Source organism: Pseudomonas sp. BGA-UO-ETr-WB11, assembly GCF_059567785.1.
Genome location: NZ_JCAQOS010000008.1, coordinates 442,056 through 458,627 on the forward strand (window position 1 = coordinate 442,056; position 16,572 = coordinate 458,627).

The window sequence follows — 16,572 nt, forward strand, 5'->3', positions numbered from 1 at the left end:
ATGCTCGGTACGCTGCGCAAGATCGTCCAGGAAGTGAATGCCGCCAAAGACCTCAAGTCGGCATTGACGATCATTGTGCAACGCGTCAAAGAAAGCATGGGCAGTCAGGTCTGCTCGGTGTACCTGCTCGACCCCGAATCCAACCGCTTCGTGCTGATGGCCACCGAGGGCTTGAACAAACGCTCGATCGGCAAGGTCAGCATGGCGCCCAACGAAGGCCTGGTCGGCCTGGTGGGCACCCGCGAAGAACCGCTGAACCTGGAAAACGCCGCCGATCACCCGCGCTACCGCTACTTTGCCGAAACCGGTGAAGAACGCTACGCCTCCTTCCTCGGCGCGCCGATCATCCACCACCGGCGGGTGATGGGTGTTCTGGTGATCCAGCAAAAGGAGCGCCGCCAGTTCGACGAGGGCGAAGAGGCCTTCCTGGTCACCATGAGTGCGCAGTTGGCCGGGGTTATTGCCCACGCCGAGGCCACCGGCTCGATTCGCGGCCTGGGCAAGCAGGGAAAGGGCATTCAGGAAGCCAAGTTCGTCGGTGTGCCGGGTTCGCCCGGTGCCGCCGTGGGTACGGCCATGGTGCGTCTGCCCCCGGCGGACCTGGAAGTGGTGCCGGACAAGCAGGTGGCTGATGTGGCCGCCGAGCAGGCGTTGTTTCATCGCGCCCTGGAAGCCGTGCGTGCCGACATGCGTAACCTGTCGGCCAAGCTGGCCACCCAGTTGCGCCCGGAGGAACGGGCGCTGTTCGATGTCTACCTGATGATGCTCGAAGACGCCGCCCTGGCGGGCGAAGTCGAGCGCGTGATTGCCTCCGGGCAATGGGCCCAGGGCGCGCTGCGCCAAGTGGTCGGCGAGCACGTCAAACGCTTCGAGCTGATGGACGATGCATATCTGCGTGAGCGTGCGTCCGATATCAAGGACCTCGGCCGCCGCCTGCTGGCCTACCTGCAGGAAGCCCGCGAAGAAACTCTGGTCTACCCGGACAACACCATTCTGGTCAGCGAAGAGCTGTCACCGGCGATGCTCGGCGAAGTGCCGGAAGGCAAGCTGGTGGGCCTGGTCTCGGTGCTCGGTTCGGGCAACTCCCACGTGGCGATTCTGGCCCGCGCCATGGGCATTCCCACGGTTATGGGCGTGGTCGATCTGCCGTATTCGAAGATCGACGGCATCCAGCTGATCGTCGACGGCTACCACGGCGAAGTCTTCACCAACCCCTCGGCCGAGCTGTCGCGTCAGTACAGCGCTGTGGTCGAGGAAGAGCGCCAACTGGTCAAAGGCCTGGAAGCACTGCGTGAGTTGCCGTGCGAAACCCTTGACGGCCACCGCATGCCGCTGTGGGTCAACACCGGCCTGCTGGCCGATGTGAAGCGCGCTCAGGAGCGCGGCGCTGAGGGTGTCGGCCTGTACCGCACCGAAGTGCCGTTCATGATGAACGAGCGTTTCCCCAGCGAAAAAGAACAAGCCAAGATTTACCGCGAACAACTGGCGGCCTTCCATCCGTTGCCGGTAACCATGCGCAGCCTGGATATCGGTGGCGACAAGTCGTTGCCGTATTTCCCGATCAAAGAAAGCAATCCGTTCCTCGGCTGGCGCGGCATTCGTGTGACCCTCGACCACCCGGAAATCTTCCTGGTGCAGACCCGTGCCATGCTCAAGGCCAGCGAAGGCCTTGATAACCTGCGCATTTTGCTGCCAATGATTTCTGGCACTCACGAGCTGGAAGAGGCCCTGCACCTGATCCATCGCGCCTGGGGCGAAGTGCGCGACGAAGGCGTGGACATTCCCATGCCGCCGATCGGGGTGATGATCGAAGTGCCGGCGGCGGTCTATCAGATCCGTGAGCTGGCCCGTCAGGTGGACTTTATCTCGGTCGGCTCCAACGACCTGACCCAATACCTGTTGGCCGTGGACCGCAACAACCCGCGGGTCGCCGACCTTTATGATTTCCTCCATCCGGCCGTGTTGCAGGCGCTGAAGCTGGTGGTCGATGGCGCCCACGCCGAAGGCAAACCGGTGAGTATCTGCGGCGAAATGGCCGGTGATCCGTCGGCGGCGGTGCTGCTGATGGCCATGGGCTTCGACAGCCTATCGATGAACGCCACCAACCTGCCCAAGGTGAAATGGCTGCTGCGCCAGATCAGCCTGAGCAAGGCCCGCGAACTGTTGGCGCAACTGCTGCGCATCGACAACCCGCAAGTCATCCACAGCTCCCTCGACCTGGCCCTGCGCAACCTTGGTCTGGCGCGAGTGATCAATCCGGCGGCAACCATTCAGGCATGAGCCAGACGCCGCTGGTCCTGCAGCCGCTGGCGCAGTTGCAGGTGGCGGCGGCCAGCGCGCTGGTCTGCGCGGACGATCTGCTCTACCTGCTGGCTGACGATGAGTTGCTGCTGCAGCGTTACGACCTCAACGGTGTGTTTATCGACCAGCAGCCCTTGTTGGCCGGCAGCCTGCCTAGCGCCGCCAAGGCGCGCAAACGCCTGAAACCCGACTTTGAAATGCTCTGCCAATTACCGGGCGGCGCCCTGTTGGCCCTGGGTTCTGGCTCCACCGCCGCGCGCCGGCGGGGTGTGCTGTGGCAGGCCGGCGTGACGCGGGTGCTGGACTTGACGGCGCTGTACCTGGCCCTCGAAAGCCAGCTACAGGACCTCAATCTGGAAGGTGCAGTGGTGCAGGGCGAGCACCTGTGGTTGGCCCAGCGCGGCAACAGCGCCGGCAGTATCAACGCGTTGATCCGCCTCGATCTGGCCACGCTTATGCAGCAGCTGGCGGGTGATGGTCTGGATGCCGAGGTGCTGCGCGCTGTGCACGCCGTCGAGCTGGGCACCCTGCACGGTGTGCCGCTGAGTTTTACCGACCTGTGCCTGGATGCTCAGGGGCGCCTGCTGTTTGCGGCTGCTGCCGAGGCCACCAAGTCCAGTTACCACGACGGCGCCTGCCTCGGCAGCGTGGTGGGCTGCTGGCACGCCGGGCGGGTGCAAAGCCTGTGGCCGTTAGCTGGCGAGGCCAAGATCGAAGGCCTGTGCCGGGTCGCCGATGGCAGCCTGCGGCTGGTCAATGACCCCGACAGCCGCGAAGCCCGTTCATGGTTGTATCGTCTGGTCCTGCCGTAAACGCAGGCAGGTCTCGCCCAGCGCCACCCCGTCGGGGCCGAAGCGTCGTTCATGGATGTGTCGGCTGCCGTCGGCGTAGACCTTGACCAGGGTGCTGGCACGGGTGCCGTAGCCAGGGCTGGCAATAAATACGCTGGACAACAAGCGCTCGATCTCCAGGCCCACGCCGGTCTCGGGCAGCTCGGCATCGGCGGCGCGCTGCGGGTCGGCGAGCAGGGCGAAGAGTGCTTCGTCGTCACCCGCTGGTAGCGCCTGCTGCAGCCCGCTGCGGGCGCGCAGCAGCTTCGGCCAGGGGCTGTCGAGGTCGGCATTGCTGACGCCATAGACGCCGGCGGACAGCGGTCGCGGCGCACCGCTGCGCGGGTTGTAGTGCCAGAGTTCCTTGTCGTTACCCAACAGCAGGTTGAAACCACTGAACTCACTCACCTGTGGCGCCAGTTGCGCGAGAAACTCCGCCGGTGCCAGCGTGCTGGTCAGATACCGCGCCGGCAGTTCACCGCGTGAGCGTGGGCCAATGGCCTGGCGCGGATCACGGATATTGGTCAAGGCAGCAAACCGCCCGTCGGGACCGAGGCCCAGCCATGTGCCGCCAGCTTGCAGGTCGCGGCCGGCATACACGCCCGGCTCGTCGTCCCAGTGGCCTAACGGCAGGCTCTGGCGGGCATAGAATTCGTCGCGGTTGGCCGCCAGCAGCAGCGGCACCTCATGGCCGGGGCGCCAGGCGAAGACAATCAGGCACATGGCGCAGATCTCAGTAGGGAACACATTTCGATCCTAATCCTTCTCGCCAGACAAGTGCAGGCGGGTGTCGGCATCCGTTACCATGGCGGATTGTGCGGGAGGCACCGATGGACGTTGTGCAATATCTGCTGCTGTATCTTGTGCTTGGCGCCTGCGCCGGGGTGCTGGCCGGGCTGTTTGGCGTCGGTGGCGGGCTGATTATCGTGCCAGTGCTGGTGTTCAGCTTTGCCGCCCAGGGCTTTGCCCCGGAAGTACTGACCCATCTGGCGGTCGGTACCTCGCTGGCCACCATCATCTTCACCTCAATCAATGCCGTGCTCGAACACCAGCGCAAGGGCGCGGTGCGCTGGGAACTGGTGCGCTGGATGACCGTTGGCATTTTGCTTGGTGCCGGGGTTGGTGCGCTAACCGCCGCCGCCATTCAGGGCCCCATGCTGCAGAAAATCATCGGTGTGTTCGCCCTGGTGATTGCCGTGCAGATGGCCCTGGAGCTGAAACCCAAAGCCGGCGCCGCCGTGCCTGGCCCGCTCGGCCTAAGCGTCGCAGGTGCGGTGATTGGTTGGGCTTCGGCGATTTTCGGTATCGGTGGTGGTTCCCTGAGCGTGCCGTTTTTAACCTGGCGCAGTGTGCCCATGCAGCAGGCGGTGGCCACTTCGTCGGCTTGCGGCTTGCCTATTGCCGCCGCCAGCGCACTGAGCTTTATTCTGGTGGGCTGGCAGAACCCGCACGTGCCGGAGTGGAGCCTGGGCTTTGTCTACCTGCCCGCCATGGCCGGCATCGCCATTACCAGCATGTTTTTCGCTCGCTTTGGCGCGCGCCTGGCGCACAAGTTGTCGCCGCGCCTGCTCAAACGATTGTTCGCCCTGCTGTTGTTCAGCGTAGGCCTGAGCTTTTTGCTTTAACTGTTTTTAAGGAGTCGCAATGCTGGCTTATCCGCAAATCGATCCGGTGGCCCTGGCCCTCGGCCCGCTGAAGATCCACTGGTACGGCCTGATGTACCTGATCGGCATCGGCAGCGCCTGGCTGCTGCTGTCGCGCCGCCTGTTCGCCTTCGACCCGAGCTGGAACAAGGACAAGCTCTCCGATCTGGTGTTCTGGTCGTCCATGGGCGTGGTGCTCGGCGGGCGCCTGGGCTATGTGCTGTTCTACGACCTGGCGGCCTATGTGCAGGACCCGCTGCTGATCCTGCAGGTGTGGAAGGGCGGTATGTCTTTCCATGGTGGCTTTATCGGCGTGATGCTGGCCAACCTGTGGTTCGGTCATCGCAACGGCAAGAGCTTCTTCCAGCTGATGGACTTTATCGCCCCAGTGGTGCCGTTGGGCCTGGGCGCTGGGCGTATCGGCAACTTTATTAATGCCGAACTGTGGGGCAAGGCTACCGATCTGCCCTGGGCGATGGTGTTCCCCACCGACGCCGCGCAACTGGCGCGCCATCCGTCCCAGCTGTATCAGTTCGCCCTGGAAGGCGTGGTGTTGTTCGCCATCCTCTGGCTCTACACCCGCAAACCGCGGCCGACCATGGCGGTGTCGGGGATGTTTGCCCTGTGGTACGGCATCTTCCGCTTCGTCGTTGAGTTCGTCCGCGTGCCGGACGCCCAGCTCGGCTACCTGGCCGGTGGTTGGCTGACCATGGGCCAGGTGCTGTGCCTGCCGATGATTCTCGGCGGTATCGCCCTGATCGTGTTTGCCTACCGCCGTGCCCCGGCCGTCCAAGGAGCCGCGCAATGAAACAATATCTCGACATGATGCGCCTGGTGCGTGACACCGGCACCTTCAAGAATGACCGTACCGGCACGGGCACCTACAGCCTTTTTGCCCATCAGATGCGCTTCAATCTGGCCGATGGCTTTCCGCTGGTGACCACCAAAAAGTGCCACCTGAAATCGATCATTCACGAGCTGCTGTGGTTTCTTCAGGGCGACACCAACATCAAGTACCTGAAGGATAACGGCGTGCGTATCTGGGACGAGTGGGCCGACGAGAACGGCGACCTCGGGCCGGTGTACGGCTACCAGTGGCGCAGCTGGCCGACCCCCAATGGCGGCTCGATCGACCAGATCAGTAACCTGATCGCGATGATCAAGAGCAACCCGGATTCGCGGCGGCTGATCGTCTCGGCCTGGAACCCGGCACTGGTCGAGCAGATGGCCCTGCCGCCGTGCCATGCGCTGTTTCAGTTCTATGTGGCTGACGGCAAGCTCAGTTGCCAGTTGTATCAGCGCTCGGCCGACATCTTCCTGGGTGTGCCCTTCAACATTGCCAGCTATGCCCTGCTGACCTTGATGGTTGCCCAGGTCTGCGGCTTGCAGCCCGGCGACTTCATCTGGACCGGCGGCGACTGTCACCTGTATGCCAACCACCTGGAACAGACTGACTTGCAACTGAGCCGCGAGCCGTTGCCGTTGCCGACGATGAAGCTCAACCCCGAGGTGAAGGACCTGTTTGCCTTCAAGTTCGAGGACTTCGAGCTGGTCGGCTACCAGGCCCACCCGCATATCTCGGCGCCGGTCGCTGTTTAAGGCCCTGGGTTCGCCAAAGCCGTAACCCAGCTGTGGTTTCAGAAGCGGTGCACTACTTGCGCAGAGCCCTATAAACCTTGCGCAGTAGGTTGTCCGCCGCTAGGTCACGGAAATCGCCATCAGCCATGATGCGGGTGAAGATTTCCTCGTTGCCTTCCATACGGTCGATCACCAGCCCTTCGAAGGCCTTGCGGAACACATAACCGAAGTCTTCCAGCGAGTTGGCGTTGACCGCCTTCTCCAAGTCTTCGTTGGCGATGGCCTCGGCCTCGATTTGATCGAAGAACAACTGGTCTGCCTCGGTGAAGTTGGTGCCGAAGCGCTCGTTCAGCGCCTTGACCAGCTCCGACAGTGGCACTTCCTCGTCGCCCGGTCGGCCGGTGCCGACATCGCTTGGGCCTTTCAGTGCCGTGGCTTCTCCTTGGTTCAGATCGATGCTGCCCTCGCTGATCTTCTGCAGCCGGTAGTACTCCAGGCTTACCTCATCATCTACCTGGTAGCCGGGGCCGCTGGCATCGCGCGGCAGCTTGGTCAGCAGGAATCGCAGGTAGGTGTACAGACGCTCCAGCTCGGAATCCTGGTAGGGCATCACCTGGGAGAGGAAACCGTACAGATTGCGGAAGTTGACCAGCAGCCCTTTGCATTCCAGCTGTTCCTCTTCGTCTAACTGCTTGAAGCGCTCCACCGCTAGATCGAGGATGCCGTTCATCCTCGCTTGGTCGTGCACGCTCTCCTTGCGCTTGCCAGCAAAGTACAGCGCGCAGTAGTCGCTCACCTCGTCGGCGTAGATCAGTTGCAGCTCCTCGATCTGGTGCTGCAGGCGGTACAGGTGCTGCGGGTCGGTCAGTTCCTCATAGGGCGTCTCGCCGTAATAGGGTTTGAACGCCGCGAAGATTTCCTCGGGCCTGTTGCGGAAATCCAGGACGAAGGTGTCTTCCTTGCCGCTTGCCATGCGGTTAAGGCGCGACAGGGTCTGCACCGCCTGGATACCGGAGAGCTTCTTGTCCACGTACATGGTGTGCAGCAGCGGCTGGTCGAAGCCGGTCTGGTATTTCTCCGCCACCAGCAATACGCGGTATTCCTCGCCGGCGAAGGTTTCCGGCAGCTCGCGCTCGGAGATACCGCCGTTCATGCTCACTTCTGTGTAGGTCTTGTCCTTGAAGTCGGGGTCTTCCACGCTGCCGGAAAAAGCCACCAGGGACTTCACGTCGGTATAGCCCCTACTGGCGATATAGGCATCGAAGGCCAGCTTGTAGCGCACCGCATGCAGGCGCGATTCGGTGACCACCATGGCCTTGGCCCGCTGGCCGATCTTGTGCCGTACGTGGGTGCGGAAGTGCTCCACCATCACCTCAGTCTTCTGGTTGATGTTGTGCGGGTTAAGGGTCAGGAAGCGCGCCAGGGCCAGGGCCGCCTTCTTGCGTTGCACCTGCGGGTCATTGGCCGCAGACTGGGTTAGCTTGTAGTAGGTCTGGTAGGTCGTGTAGTGCGCCAACACATCAAGGATGAAGCGCTCCTCGATGGCCTGGCGCATGCCGTACTTGTGGAAGGGGGCAGTGCCGCTTGGCCCCGGCTCGTCGAACACGTGCTTGGTCTTGTACTTGGGCGTGGCGGTGAAGGCGTAGAAGCTGATATTGGCCTGACGGCCGCGCTTGAGCATCTCGCGCAATACGCCGTCGTTTTCTTCATCGGGATTGTCTGCGCGGTACTGCGCGGCGGCTTCTTCGATGCCGTGCTGGTTGAGCACGTACTTCATGTCCATCGCCGTTTCGCCGGACTGAGAACTGTGCGCCTCGTCGATGATTACCGCGTAGCGTTTATCCTGGGTGCTGATCGTCAGGGTGTTCGGGTTGCCCTGCTGGTTGAGTTTTTCTAGGGTCTCGGTGACGAAGGGAAACTTCTGCAACGTGGTTATGATGATCGGCGTGCCACCGGCTAGCGCCTGCACCAATTGCTTGGTGTCCTCGTTAATCTTCTGTACCACGCCTTGTTTGTGTTCGAACTGATAGATGGTGTCTTGCAACTGCTGATCCAGTACGCGGCGGTCGGTGATCACCACCACCGAATCGAACACCTTGGCGTCGCTAGTGTTGTGCAGGCTGGACAGCCGATGAGCCAGCCAGGCGATAGAATTGGACTTGCCTGATCCTGCCGAGTGCTCCACCAGATAGTTGCATCCGCTGCCATGGGTGCGGCTGTGATCAATCAGCCGGCGTACCGCGTCGAGCTGGTGGTAGCGCGGGAAGATCATGCTTTCTTTGCGGATTTTCTTGATCGTCCCATCGACGACGATGCGCTTTTCCTCCACCTGCAAATGCATAAACTGGCCAACGATATCCAGCAGGCTGTCGCGCCGCCAGACCTCACGCCACAGGTAGCGCGTGCGGTAGCCGCCATCGGTGGCCGGCGGGTTTCCGGCGCCGGTTTCCGTCGGGGTGATCGGGCAACCCAGGTTGAACGGCAGGAATACGGTTTTACCGCCGGACAGGCGGGTGGTCATAAAGACCAGGTCCTGATCCACGGCGAAATGAACCAGGACGCGCTTCTTGAACTCGAACAATTTTTCCTGCGGGTCGCGCTTGGTCTTGTATTGCAGCTTGGCGTCTTCGACGGTTTGCCCGGACAGCGAGTTCTTTAGCTCGGCAGTGACAATGGGCAGACCGTTGATAAACAGCACCAGATCCAGCGACTTGTTGTCTTTCTCGGAGAAGTACAGCTGGCGGGTCACCGACACACGGTTCTGCGCATAGAGCGCCAGGGTATCTGGATTGAGGCCATTGCTCGGCGCGAAGTAGGCCACCCGCAGCAGCTTGCCGTAGCACTTAAAGCCATGGCGCAGCACCTTGAGCATGCCCTTGGTGTCCAGCTCCTTGCACAGGCTGTCGAGCACCAGGGTACCAGCGCCTTCACCCTGGATGGCTTGCAGCTTCTGCCACACCTTGGGCTGGGTGCGCTGGATAAAGTCCAGCACGCTGGCCGGCTCCAGTGCGCGAGCGGGGTCGAAAACCTGACTATGGCCCTGGCTTAGCCCAGCCTCGTGCAACAGGTCATGCACGATGGCTTCTTCAAACTGCCCTTCGCTGTGCTTCTTGGCCACGGTCGGTCCTTCTGTGAGCTGCTCTATGAACGTAAAGGGTGCTTTCTTACATAGAGCCATTTATATGTAATGATGGGCTGCTTAACCTTACATAAGGAAATGCATATGTAAGGTTTATTTGTGGTTCTTACATATGTATTCGTGTGTGTAAGCCAGACCCTTAGGCCATAAATAGATCGAAATAGCGTTTGAACAGATACAGTCGGTTGCGGCCATAGCCGGTGGTTTCCACCAGGATGTTCAGGCTTTCGAGCTGTTTCACCAGGGCCGCAGCGCTCGGATGCGTCACGTCGAGTATCTCCGAGACATCGCCAATGCTGACCATAGGCTGCTGGTACAGATGCAGCAGCAGTTTCTTGGCGTTTTCCGCCCGCTTGCCCAGGGTGAGAATCTGGTGCTCCACCTCATGGCGCAGGGTCATGATCGCCATAAAGGTGTTCTTGCTGCTGGTCGCGGTCTCCACCACGGCGGTGAGGAAGAAGCGCAGCCAGTGCAGCAAATCATTGGAGCTGCGCACCACCGTCAGCGCGTCGTATAGGCACCACGGTTGCGCTCGAAGAAGTCCGACAGGTACAGCGCCGGTTTGTGCAGCAGGCCCTTGTCCACCAGATACAGGGTGATCAGCAGGCGACCGATGCGGCCGTTGCCGTCGAGAAAGGGGTGGATGGTCTCGAACTGGTAATGGCTCAGGGCGATGCGGATCAGATCCGGCACCTGCACCTGCTCGTTGTGCCAGAACTTTTCCAGGTCGCCCATCAGGTCCGGCACCTCGCTCGGATGCGGCGGCACAAACACAGCGTTGTTCAGGTTGCTGCCGCCGATCCAGTTCTGCGAGGTGCGAAAATCCCCCGGCATCTTGTGATCGCCGCGCACGCCCTGCATCAGCACCGCATGGGTCTGCTTGAGCACACGGATGGACAGTGGCAACTGCTTGAGGTCCTCGACGGCGGTATTGATCGCCTCGATATAGTTCTGCACCTCCTGCCAGTCGTCGCGCTTCTCCGGCGCCACCTGCTCGCGGCGCATCAGCGCTTCGTCCATCTGCGTCTGCGTGCCCTCGATGCGGCTAGAGGTGTTGGCCTCCTTGGCGATATGCATGCGAATGAACAGGTCCACGTCCGGCACCATCAGCGACAGCGCATTCAGCTCCGCCAGCGCCCGCGAGGCACGCTCCAGCAGGGTATTGAGCTGCGGGTCGAGCCACTGCCATTCGCAGTTGATCGGCGTCGGCGAAAAGCTCTTGTACTGGTACTGCTGCAGCCAGTTGCCGGAAGTGAACTGTTCGACTTGCATCAGGCGCTCCGCTCAGCGAATGATTTCGGGGTTTTCATGCTCGAGATCTTCAAGATTCAGGCCATTTAGTTCGCTGTAGTTGTAATGGCGAATTGTGTGGTCTCGCTTGATGTATTTATTTCTATCTAAATATTTAGACGGATCTTCCATGCATGAAAATACGAATTTCTTGAGTGTCATTTGTTTGGTCTTATTGGTGTAGAGTTTTATTACGCTGTGCATGGCTCTGCACCAAGCTAGACTTGAGCTTAGCTGGTCGACTAATCCATCAGGGAGTGAGGCAGACTTAAATTCAAAGCAGTAAACGCTAATGCGACCCTTGTTGAGGTGGAATACTACAAAATCGCATTTTTTAGCCCATGGCTTAGAGTCGTCGTCAAGGAAATGAAAGAGCGGGTCTGAATTGCCTTGTGGGTTTTTTCTGTCAAGACGAATAACTATTACGTCCCCGTCAAATCCAAGTCGCACAGTATAAGTTTTTGCTTTGGCATCGCCTTGGAGAAATATTTTTTCTTCAAGAATTATGCGGCCGTTGTCGCGCTTGATGATTTGGTACTTTTCGCTTAAGTACGAGCGCAGGCCGTTGAAGTATTGATTAACATCAACTGCCATTGTCTATTCCTTGGGCTCGGTACGTACATCAATTTGGCCTGTCACAGCCGCAGTGATGAGAGCTGTGCGGTATTCCTGGAGGCGTTGGATGGCGTTAGCCACAGATTCGGCTTGTTTATCCAGTCGGGCTGTTCGTGCTTGCTGAGCGAGCAGGATTCCATCTTGCTCATTCAACGGGGGAACGGCTACAGCTAGCTCGCCAATAAGCGCCATATTGATGCCCTCCATGGTCGTGCCCTGTGCGACTAGGCTGAAGTAATTCTGGCTGGGCTGACTGTTTATGAAGTTCTTTAAATATTCCGGCCGGACGATATGCTCATTGGCCCGGTAGAGCACCAGTCGAGGGTTTATGATCCCAGGCTCTGCATCATCAGGCACTAGCGCCGCCTTCCCAATGGTCCCCATCACGCTGATCAGAATGTCACCCGGCAGTGCTCTGTAACGCTGCATCTCTTCATATTTTTCGTCAGAGATGTAGTAATCGCCGATAGTGAAGTCTTCGGGAATTACCTGTTGCTGCCCATAAACCCGGTAGCCGCTATTGGTGTACATGGATTTCGTTAGTGAAGAGCCATATGGGCCTGCTATGGCATCGACGACCAAGTCTTTGAGCCTCATTACCTGCCAATGAGCGGGTATCGAGTCAAACCACTGATTGTTGGACTCTTTTATAGCAATGCCACTTGCCAAACCCTTGGTTACGGCTTGAGTGATTGTGGCGATGCGTTGCTCTTGAAGCTTTTCAATTAGCACCTGCTTTTTCTCGATCAGGCGATCGATCTGCGCGGCCTTATAATCGAGAAATTTTGAAATATTCGCCTGCTCGTTTTTATCCGTTGGATAAGTGGCCGGTAAGCAAGCCAAGTCGGATGCATTGATGGCGGGGTAGCTTACCCCCTTGGAGTTGGACACCACGGCATCGACAAAGCCCTGGCTTTGCAGATAGTAGGAAAGGAAGCCTGCATCCATTCCATCGCATGCACGAATAACAGCAAACCCGGTGGAGGCAATCAGGTTTTCTGGGGGATTGTTGATGGTTGCGATGGCTTTGAGATAGGTGCGTACAGTTGAAACCAGCGTGTCGCCGTGCTTGACGACTCTGCGTGCTCGCGAGGGGGCTTTTTCGAATGGCATGGTTTCCGTCGAGGTGATGCCTTGCATTAGGTCAACGCTAGAAATATCGACGTACTCAATTTCATGTTGGCCATCGGTATCTTCCGCGAGAATCTCATCGTTGTGGGTAGCAATAAACTTTAATCGCCGTACCTCCCAATTGGTTGGCACCTTCCCCAGCCACTCAACCCCCGACTCTTTATATTCCGGATACGCCCGATACCCCATCAAACCACCTCACTCAGCATGGCCATAATCTCGCCTTCCAACGCCTTGATCTCCGCCTCGATCTCAGCCAGTGGGCGCGGTGCTTCGTACTGGTAGAAGTGGCGATTAAAGGGGATTTCGTAACCGACCTTGGTCTTGTCGAAGTCGATCCAGGCATCCGCGCGGTAGGGCAGCACTTCGCGGGCCAGGTAGTCCTCGCAGTGCTGGCGCACCCGTTTTAGCAGCGCGCTTTTATCCACCTTGCCCTTGTTGGCGTTGCTCTCGAAGTCCAGCGGCAGGGGCAGTTGGATATCGGCGGGCAGGCTGACGTTTTCGGTGTCGCGCAGGTCGGCATCCGGCTCGGGGTTGCCCTTGGCGTCCTGGCAGATATCCGCCTCGGGGTCCTGCTCGCTCAGGGCGCCCTTGGCCAGCAGGGCCTTTTTCAGCGGTGCGCTCCAGCCAATATCGCTGCCCTTGAAGGCAGATTTCAGCAGTTTCTCGAATTGGTCGCGGTTGCGGATCACTTCTCCTGCGGCGAACTGCGGCTTGAGGCCGTCGAGAATGGCGAGGATTTCCGCCTGCTGGGCCTGGCCGGCGGCGATTTCGGCGGCGCTGCCGGCCAGGTCCTTGCGTTTCTTGCTGCTGGCCAGGCCGGTAAAAAAGCTGCCTTCCTTGACCTGGTGGATGCGCGCGTCGGTGACGGTGAAGTTGAGGCGCAGGGGGCGCTCGACGGTGATCTTCAGGTAGCCGAAGTCGCGGTTGTCGAAGATCTTGCTGACCAGCACGCTTTTGTCCTGGTCGCGCTTTTTCTTGCGGTCCGGCTCGATATTGGTCTGGATCTCATTGATGCGCAGGCGCTGCTCGTGCTGAAACGCGCCATGGATGCGGGTCAGGGCGTCGATATGGTTGGGCTCAAAGCTGCCGTTTTCGGTTTCGCCTTCGCCCAGCTTTTTGCGCTTGTCGCCCAGGCTCTTCTTCATCTTCCAGGCAAAATCACTGGCGTTGATCAGTTGCACCTTGCCCTTGCGCTGCGTGCTTTTGCGGTTGGTGACGATCCAGATATAGGTGGAGATGCCGGTGTTGTAGAACAGCTGGTCGGGCAGGCCGACCACGGCCTCCAGCCAGTCGTTCTCGATGATCCAGCGACGGATATTGCTCTCGCCGCTGCCGGCGTCGCCGGTAAACAGTGGCGAGCCGTTGAACACCACGGCAATGCGCGAACCTTCGCCCGATTTGCCGCCTTCGGCCTCGCTGAGCACGCGCTTGCTGAGCATATGCTGCAGAAACAGCAGGGCACCGTCGTTGATTCGCGGCAGGCCGGCGCCGAAGCGGCCGTTAAAGCCGAGCCTGTTGTGCTCTTCGGTGACGTAGTCCTGCTCGGGCTTCCATTCCACACCGAACGGCGGGTTTGCCAGCATGTAGTGGAAGGTTTCGTCGGGGTGGCCGTCGCCGTCGACCACGCCTTCCTTGCCGCGCCCGGTGCCCAGGGTGTCGCCGAACATGATCTGGTTGGTATTCTCGCCCTTGATCATCAAGTCGGAGCCACAGATGGCGAAGGACTCGGGGTTGTACTCTTGGCCGTAGAGCTCAACGTGGGCGCGCGGGTTTTCCGTGAGGATGTGTTTTTCCGACTCGGAGAGCATGCCGCCGGTGCCGCAGGTGGGGTCGTAGATGCGGATCACCTTGCCGGCGGTGTAGACGTCTTCCTGGCCGTTGAACAGCAGGTTGACCATCAGCTTGATCACTTCACGCGGGGTGAAGTGGTCCCCGGCTTCCTCATTGGCCTGCTCGTTGAAGCGCCGTACTAGGTCTTCGAAGATGTAGCCCATGGCCATGTTCGGTACGCGGCCGGGGTGTAGGTCGATGGCGGCGACGGCCTTGATCACCTCGAACAGGCGGTTGGCGTCTTCGAGTTTTTCGATCTCGATGCCGAAGTTGAACTTGTCGAGGATGGTGCGCGCCTTGCTGGAGAAACCAGCCAGGTAATTAACGAGGTTGCGCGCCAGGTTGTTCGGGTCGGCCAGCAGGTTTTTGAAGGTGAACTCGCTGGTGTTGTAGAAGTTCAGGTCGAACTTGCGGCAGATCATCTTCTCGATCAGATCGTCGCTGAACTTGTCGGTCGTCTTCAGCAGCTTGTACTCGGCCAGCACCTTGTCCTTACTGGCCTCCAGTACGCAGTCCAGGCGGCGTAGCACGGTTAGCGGAATCATCACCCGACGATACTGTGGCGGACGGTAGGGACCGCGCAGCAGGTTGGCAATATCCCAGATAAAGTCGCTGTGCTTTTTGAAAAGGTCCTGATGTTCCACTGCTGATCCTTAAGTGATGCCATGCGCTCGAGGGGGGATTCTACTGTGGTTTGGCCGCGGGATGGCATGGCCGGCGGCGGCATTATGGGCATTATGGGCATGCGTGGAAATGACTGGCTTTGCTGTGCTCAACCCAGGCTAGGAGGTGGCCAGTGCGTAGCCCGGATTGCATCCGGGCTACTGCAGTTCTGCCGCCAGCTGCGTGACTTGCATCTGGCGTTCCGCCTGTTCCAGGTGCGCGCCGGGATTCAACGATGACCACTCGGGATGGGCGCGGGCTTTGCGCAAGGCGGCGGGCAGTTTGTCGCGGCGCCAGGCCGGGTCGTGCGGCGTGGCGAGTTGCAGTTTGTCCTGGGCGGCATGGCCACGCTGGCTGAGGGCATCGAGCAGGTGCAGCTGACGCACGGCCAGCAGGCGTAGTACTGCATCGTCGACGCTTAACTCGCGCTGGCCCTTGAGCTTGCCCAGCAGGCGCCCGCCGTAGTTACGCGCGGTTTGCAGGCCGCCGCCGGCCAGTGCGCCAAGCACGGTGGCGGCGCCCAGGCTGAGGCCGCCGACCAGCAGGTCGATGCCGACGCCCGTCGCGGCACCCGCCGCTACGCCGCTGCCGACGCTGATGCCGAGCTGCTTGAGGGTTTCCGGGTTGAACAGGTCGTCGCCCCAGCGCCCGTCCAGCAGCGGCAGGGTGCCGGCTTCGGCGTCGTCGGGGCGAAAGGCATACAGGCGCAGCAGGGCGTCAACGCAGCGTTGCTCGCGCTGGCGCACCGCCTCGCGCAGGGCCTGAATGGCGGCGTGTTCAATGCCTGGCTGGCTGCTGACCCGTTGTCGACAGGCAGCGCAGTCGATCAGCAGTTCGGCGATCAACTGCCGGCCGCTGTGCAGGCGGGCCTGGGCCTGAGCCTCGTGGCTGGCGATCAGGCGCTGCAGTTGTGGGCGCGACTTCTCCAGCAGCAGGGCCAGGCTCTCATACAGGCGGCGTTCGCCATCCAACGGCGGCGCGACGGTGTCGAACGCGACCAGCGCATGCAGGCCGAGGCGCGCCAGGGCGCTGCGCCAGGCGTCTTCCTGTGGCTGGCCGGCACTGCTGAAATTGAGCACTGGTAGCAGCGGTTTGCCGCAGCCGGCCAGCACGGCCAGTTCGTCGCGGTATTTGGCCAGCACCGGCTCGCGGGCGTCGATCAGGTACAGCCCGGCATCGCTGGCCAGTAGCTGGCGCAGCACCTTGGCTTCCTGCTCGAAACGCTGACGCGCCTCGCTGCTGGCGAGAAAACGGGCGAGCCGCTCTGGGCCATCCAGGCGTTCGCCGGGTTGTTCTAGACGCTCCAGGTAGTCGAGCAGGGCGATGGCGTCTTCCAGCCCCGGGGTGTCGTACAGCTCCAGCAACGGCTGGCCGTCCACCGACAGCCGCGCGCCTTCGACATGGCGGGTGGTGCTGGGACGATGGGACACCTCGCCGAAATCGACGTCGCGGGTCAGGGTGCGCAGCAGTGAGGTCTTGCCGACATTGGTGTGGCCGACCACGGCCAGTTTCAGTGCTTGGCTCATTGTGGCGCCCGTAGCCCGGATGC

At 60.5% G+C, this 16,572-nt stretch carries 13 protein-coding genes; 5 read left to right on the forward strand and 8 right to left on the reverse strand.

The features are described from left to right. Positions 1-2,280, forward strand: a complete 2,280-nt coding sequence (gene ptsP, locus AC56DI_RS15825) for a phosphoenolpyruvate--protein phosphotransferase (protein ID WP_422588699.1) — start codon at positions 1-3, stop codon at positions 2,278-2,280. Further along, on the forward strand, positions 2,277-3,113 hold the full coding sequence (locus tag AC56DI_RS15830) for a DUF6929 family protein (RefSeq protein ID WP_496347003.1): 837 nt from the start codon (positions 2,277-2,279) through the stop codon (positions 3,111-3,113). The genes ptsP and AC56DI_RS15830 overlap by 4 nt, the downstream gene beginning before the upstream one ends. Here the strand turns inward: AC56DI_RS15830 and AC56DI_RS15835 are convergent. Further along, positions 3,084-3,854 carry an NRDE family protein gene (locus AC56DI_RS15835; RefSeq protein WP_496347533.1) on the reverse strand — a complete coding sequence of 257 codons (771 nt, stop codon included), beginning with the start codon at positions 3,852-3,854 and terminating at the stop codon, positions 3,084-3,086. The genes AC56DI_RS15830 and AC56DI_RS15835 overlap by 30 nt on opposite strands. Positions 3,855-3,961: 107 nt before the next feature. Here AC56DI_RS15835 and AC56DI_RS15840 point away from each other — a divergent pair, with 107 nt between their 5' ends. From AC56DI_RS15840 to AC56DI_RS15850, 3 genes are read left to right on the forward strand one after another with little or no spacing between them, the layout of a single operon-like run. Then, positions 3,962-4,756, forward strand: a complete 795-nt coding sequence (locus tag AC56DI_RS15840; RefSeq protein WP_496347004.1) for a sulfite exporter TauE/SafE family protein — start codon at positions 3,962-3,964, stop codon at positions 4,754-4,756. A 19-nt stretch (positions 4,757-4,775) separates the two neighbouring features. Next, positions 4,776-5,582 carry a prolipoprotein diacylglyceryl transferase gene (gene lgt / locus AC56DI_RS15845; RefSeq protein ID WP_496347005.1) on the forward strand — a complete coding sequence of 269 codons (807 nt, stop codon included), beginning with the start codon at positions 4,776-4,778 and terminating at the stop codon, positions 5,580-5,582. Further along, complete coding sequence (locus AC56DI_RS15850; protein WP_496347006.1) at positions 5,579-6,373, forward strand: thymidylate synthase; 795 nt, start codon at positions 5,579-5,581, stop codon at positions 6,371-6,373. The genes lgt and AC56DI_RS15850 overlap by 4 nt, the downstream gene beginning before the upstream one ends. 52 nt (positions 6,374-6,425) lie before the next feature. Here the strand turns inward: AC56DI_RS15850 and AC56DI_RS15855 are convergent, their stop codons facing one another. The 7 genes from AC56DI_RS15855 to AC56DI_RS15885 all read right to left on the reverse strand — a co-directional run bounded on the left by AC56DI_RS15855 (position 6,426) and on the right by AC56DI_RS15885 (position 16,549). After that, positions 6,426-9,470 (reverse strand): type I restriction endonuclease subunit R, encoded by a 3,045-nt coding sequence (locus AC56DI_RS15855; protein ID WP_496347007.1) that lies wholly within the window; start codon positions 9,468-9,470, stop codon positions 6,426-6,428. A gap of 160 nt (positions 9,471-9,630) precedes the next feature. After that, complete coding sequence (locus AC56DI_RS15860) at positions 9,631-9,987, reverse strand: hypothetical protein (protein ID WP_496347008.1); 357 nt, start codon at positions 9,985-9,987, stop codon at positions 9,631-9,633. Between the two features lie 5 nt (positions 9,988-9,992). Further along, entirely contained in the window at positions 9,993-10,763 is a 771-nt protein-coding gene (locus AC56DI_RS15865) for a Fic family protein (RefSeq protein ID WP_496347009.1), read from the reverse strand. A 12-nt stretch (positions 10,764-10,775) separates the two neighbouring features. Beyond that, positions 10,776-11,375: a hypothetical protein gene (locus AC56DI_RS15870; RefSeq protein ID WP_496347010.1), complete on the reverse strand. Its 600-nt coding sequence runs from the start codon at positions 11,373-11,375 to the stop codon at positions 10,776-10,778. Positions 11,376-11,378: 3 nt separating this feature from the next. Further along, a complete protein-coding gene (locus AC56DI_RS15875) occupies positions 11,379-12,716 on the reverse strand; it encodes a restriction endonuclease subunit S (protein ID WP_496347011.1) in 1,338 nt (445 codons plus the stop codon). Continuing rightward, positions 12,716-15,004 carry a type I restriction-modification system subunit M gene (locus AC56DI_RS15880; RefSeq protein WP_496347012.1) on the reverse strand — a complete coding sequence of 763 codons (2,289 nt, stop codon included), beginning with the start codon at positions 15,002-15,004 and terminating at the stop codon, positions 12,716-12,718. Before AC56DI_RS15880 ends, AC56DI_RS15875 begins: the two co-directional genes overlap by 1 nt. 177 nt (positions 15,005-15,181) lie before the next feature. Beyond that, positions 15,182-16,549, reverse strand: a complete 1,368-nt coding sequence (locus tag AC56DI_RS15885; RefSeq protein WP_496347013.1) for a GTPase/DUF3482 domain-containing protein — start codon at positions 16,547-16,549, stop codon at positions 15,182-15,184. Between the last annotated feature and the right edge of the window lie 23 nt (positions 16,550-16,572).

Bases quoted from the DNA above. Each gene is read 5' to 3' on its own strand.
- AC56DI_RS15840 (WP_496347004.1), top strand. From the start codon at position 3,962: ATGGACGTTGTGCAATATCTGCTGCTGTATCTTGTGCTTGGCGCCTGC.
- AC56DI_RS15850 (WP_496347006.1), top strand. From the start codon at position 5,579: ATGAAACAATATCTCGACATGATGCGCCTGGTGCGTGACACCGGCACC.
- AC56DI_RS15875 (WP_496347011.1), bottom strand. From the start codon at position 12,716: ATGGGGTATCGGGCGTATCCGGAATATAAAGAGTCGGGGGTTGAGTGG.
- AC56DI_RS15865 (WP_496347009.1), bottom strand. From the start codon at position 10,763: ATGCAAGTCGAACAGTTCACTTCCGGCAACTGGCTGCAGCAGTACCAG.
- AC56DI_RS15870 (WP_496347010.1), bottom strand. From the start codon at position 11,375: ATGGCAGTTGATGTTAATCAATACTTCAACGGCCTGCGCTCGTACTTA.
- AC56DI_RS15885 (WP_496347013.1), bottom strand. From the start codon at position 16,549: ATGAGCCAAGCACTGAAACTGGCCGTGGTCGGCCACACCAATGTCGGC.
- AC56DI_RS15830 (WP_496347003.1), top strand. From the start codon at position 2,277: ATGAGCCAGACGCCGCTGGTCCTGCAGCCGCTGGCGCAGTTGCAGGTG.
- lgt (WP_496347005.1), top strand. From the start codon at position 4,776: ATGCTGGCTTATCCGCAAATCGATCCGGTGGCCCTGGCCCTCGGCCCG.
- AC56DI_RS15835 (WP_496347533.1), bottom strand. From the start codon at position 3,854: ATGTGCCTGATTGTCTTCGCCTGGCGCCCCGGCCATGAGGTGCCGCTG.
- ptsP (WP_422588699.1), top strand. From the start codon at position 1: ATGCTCGGTACGCTGCGCAAGATCGTCCAGGAAGTGAATGCCGCCAAA.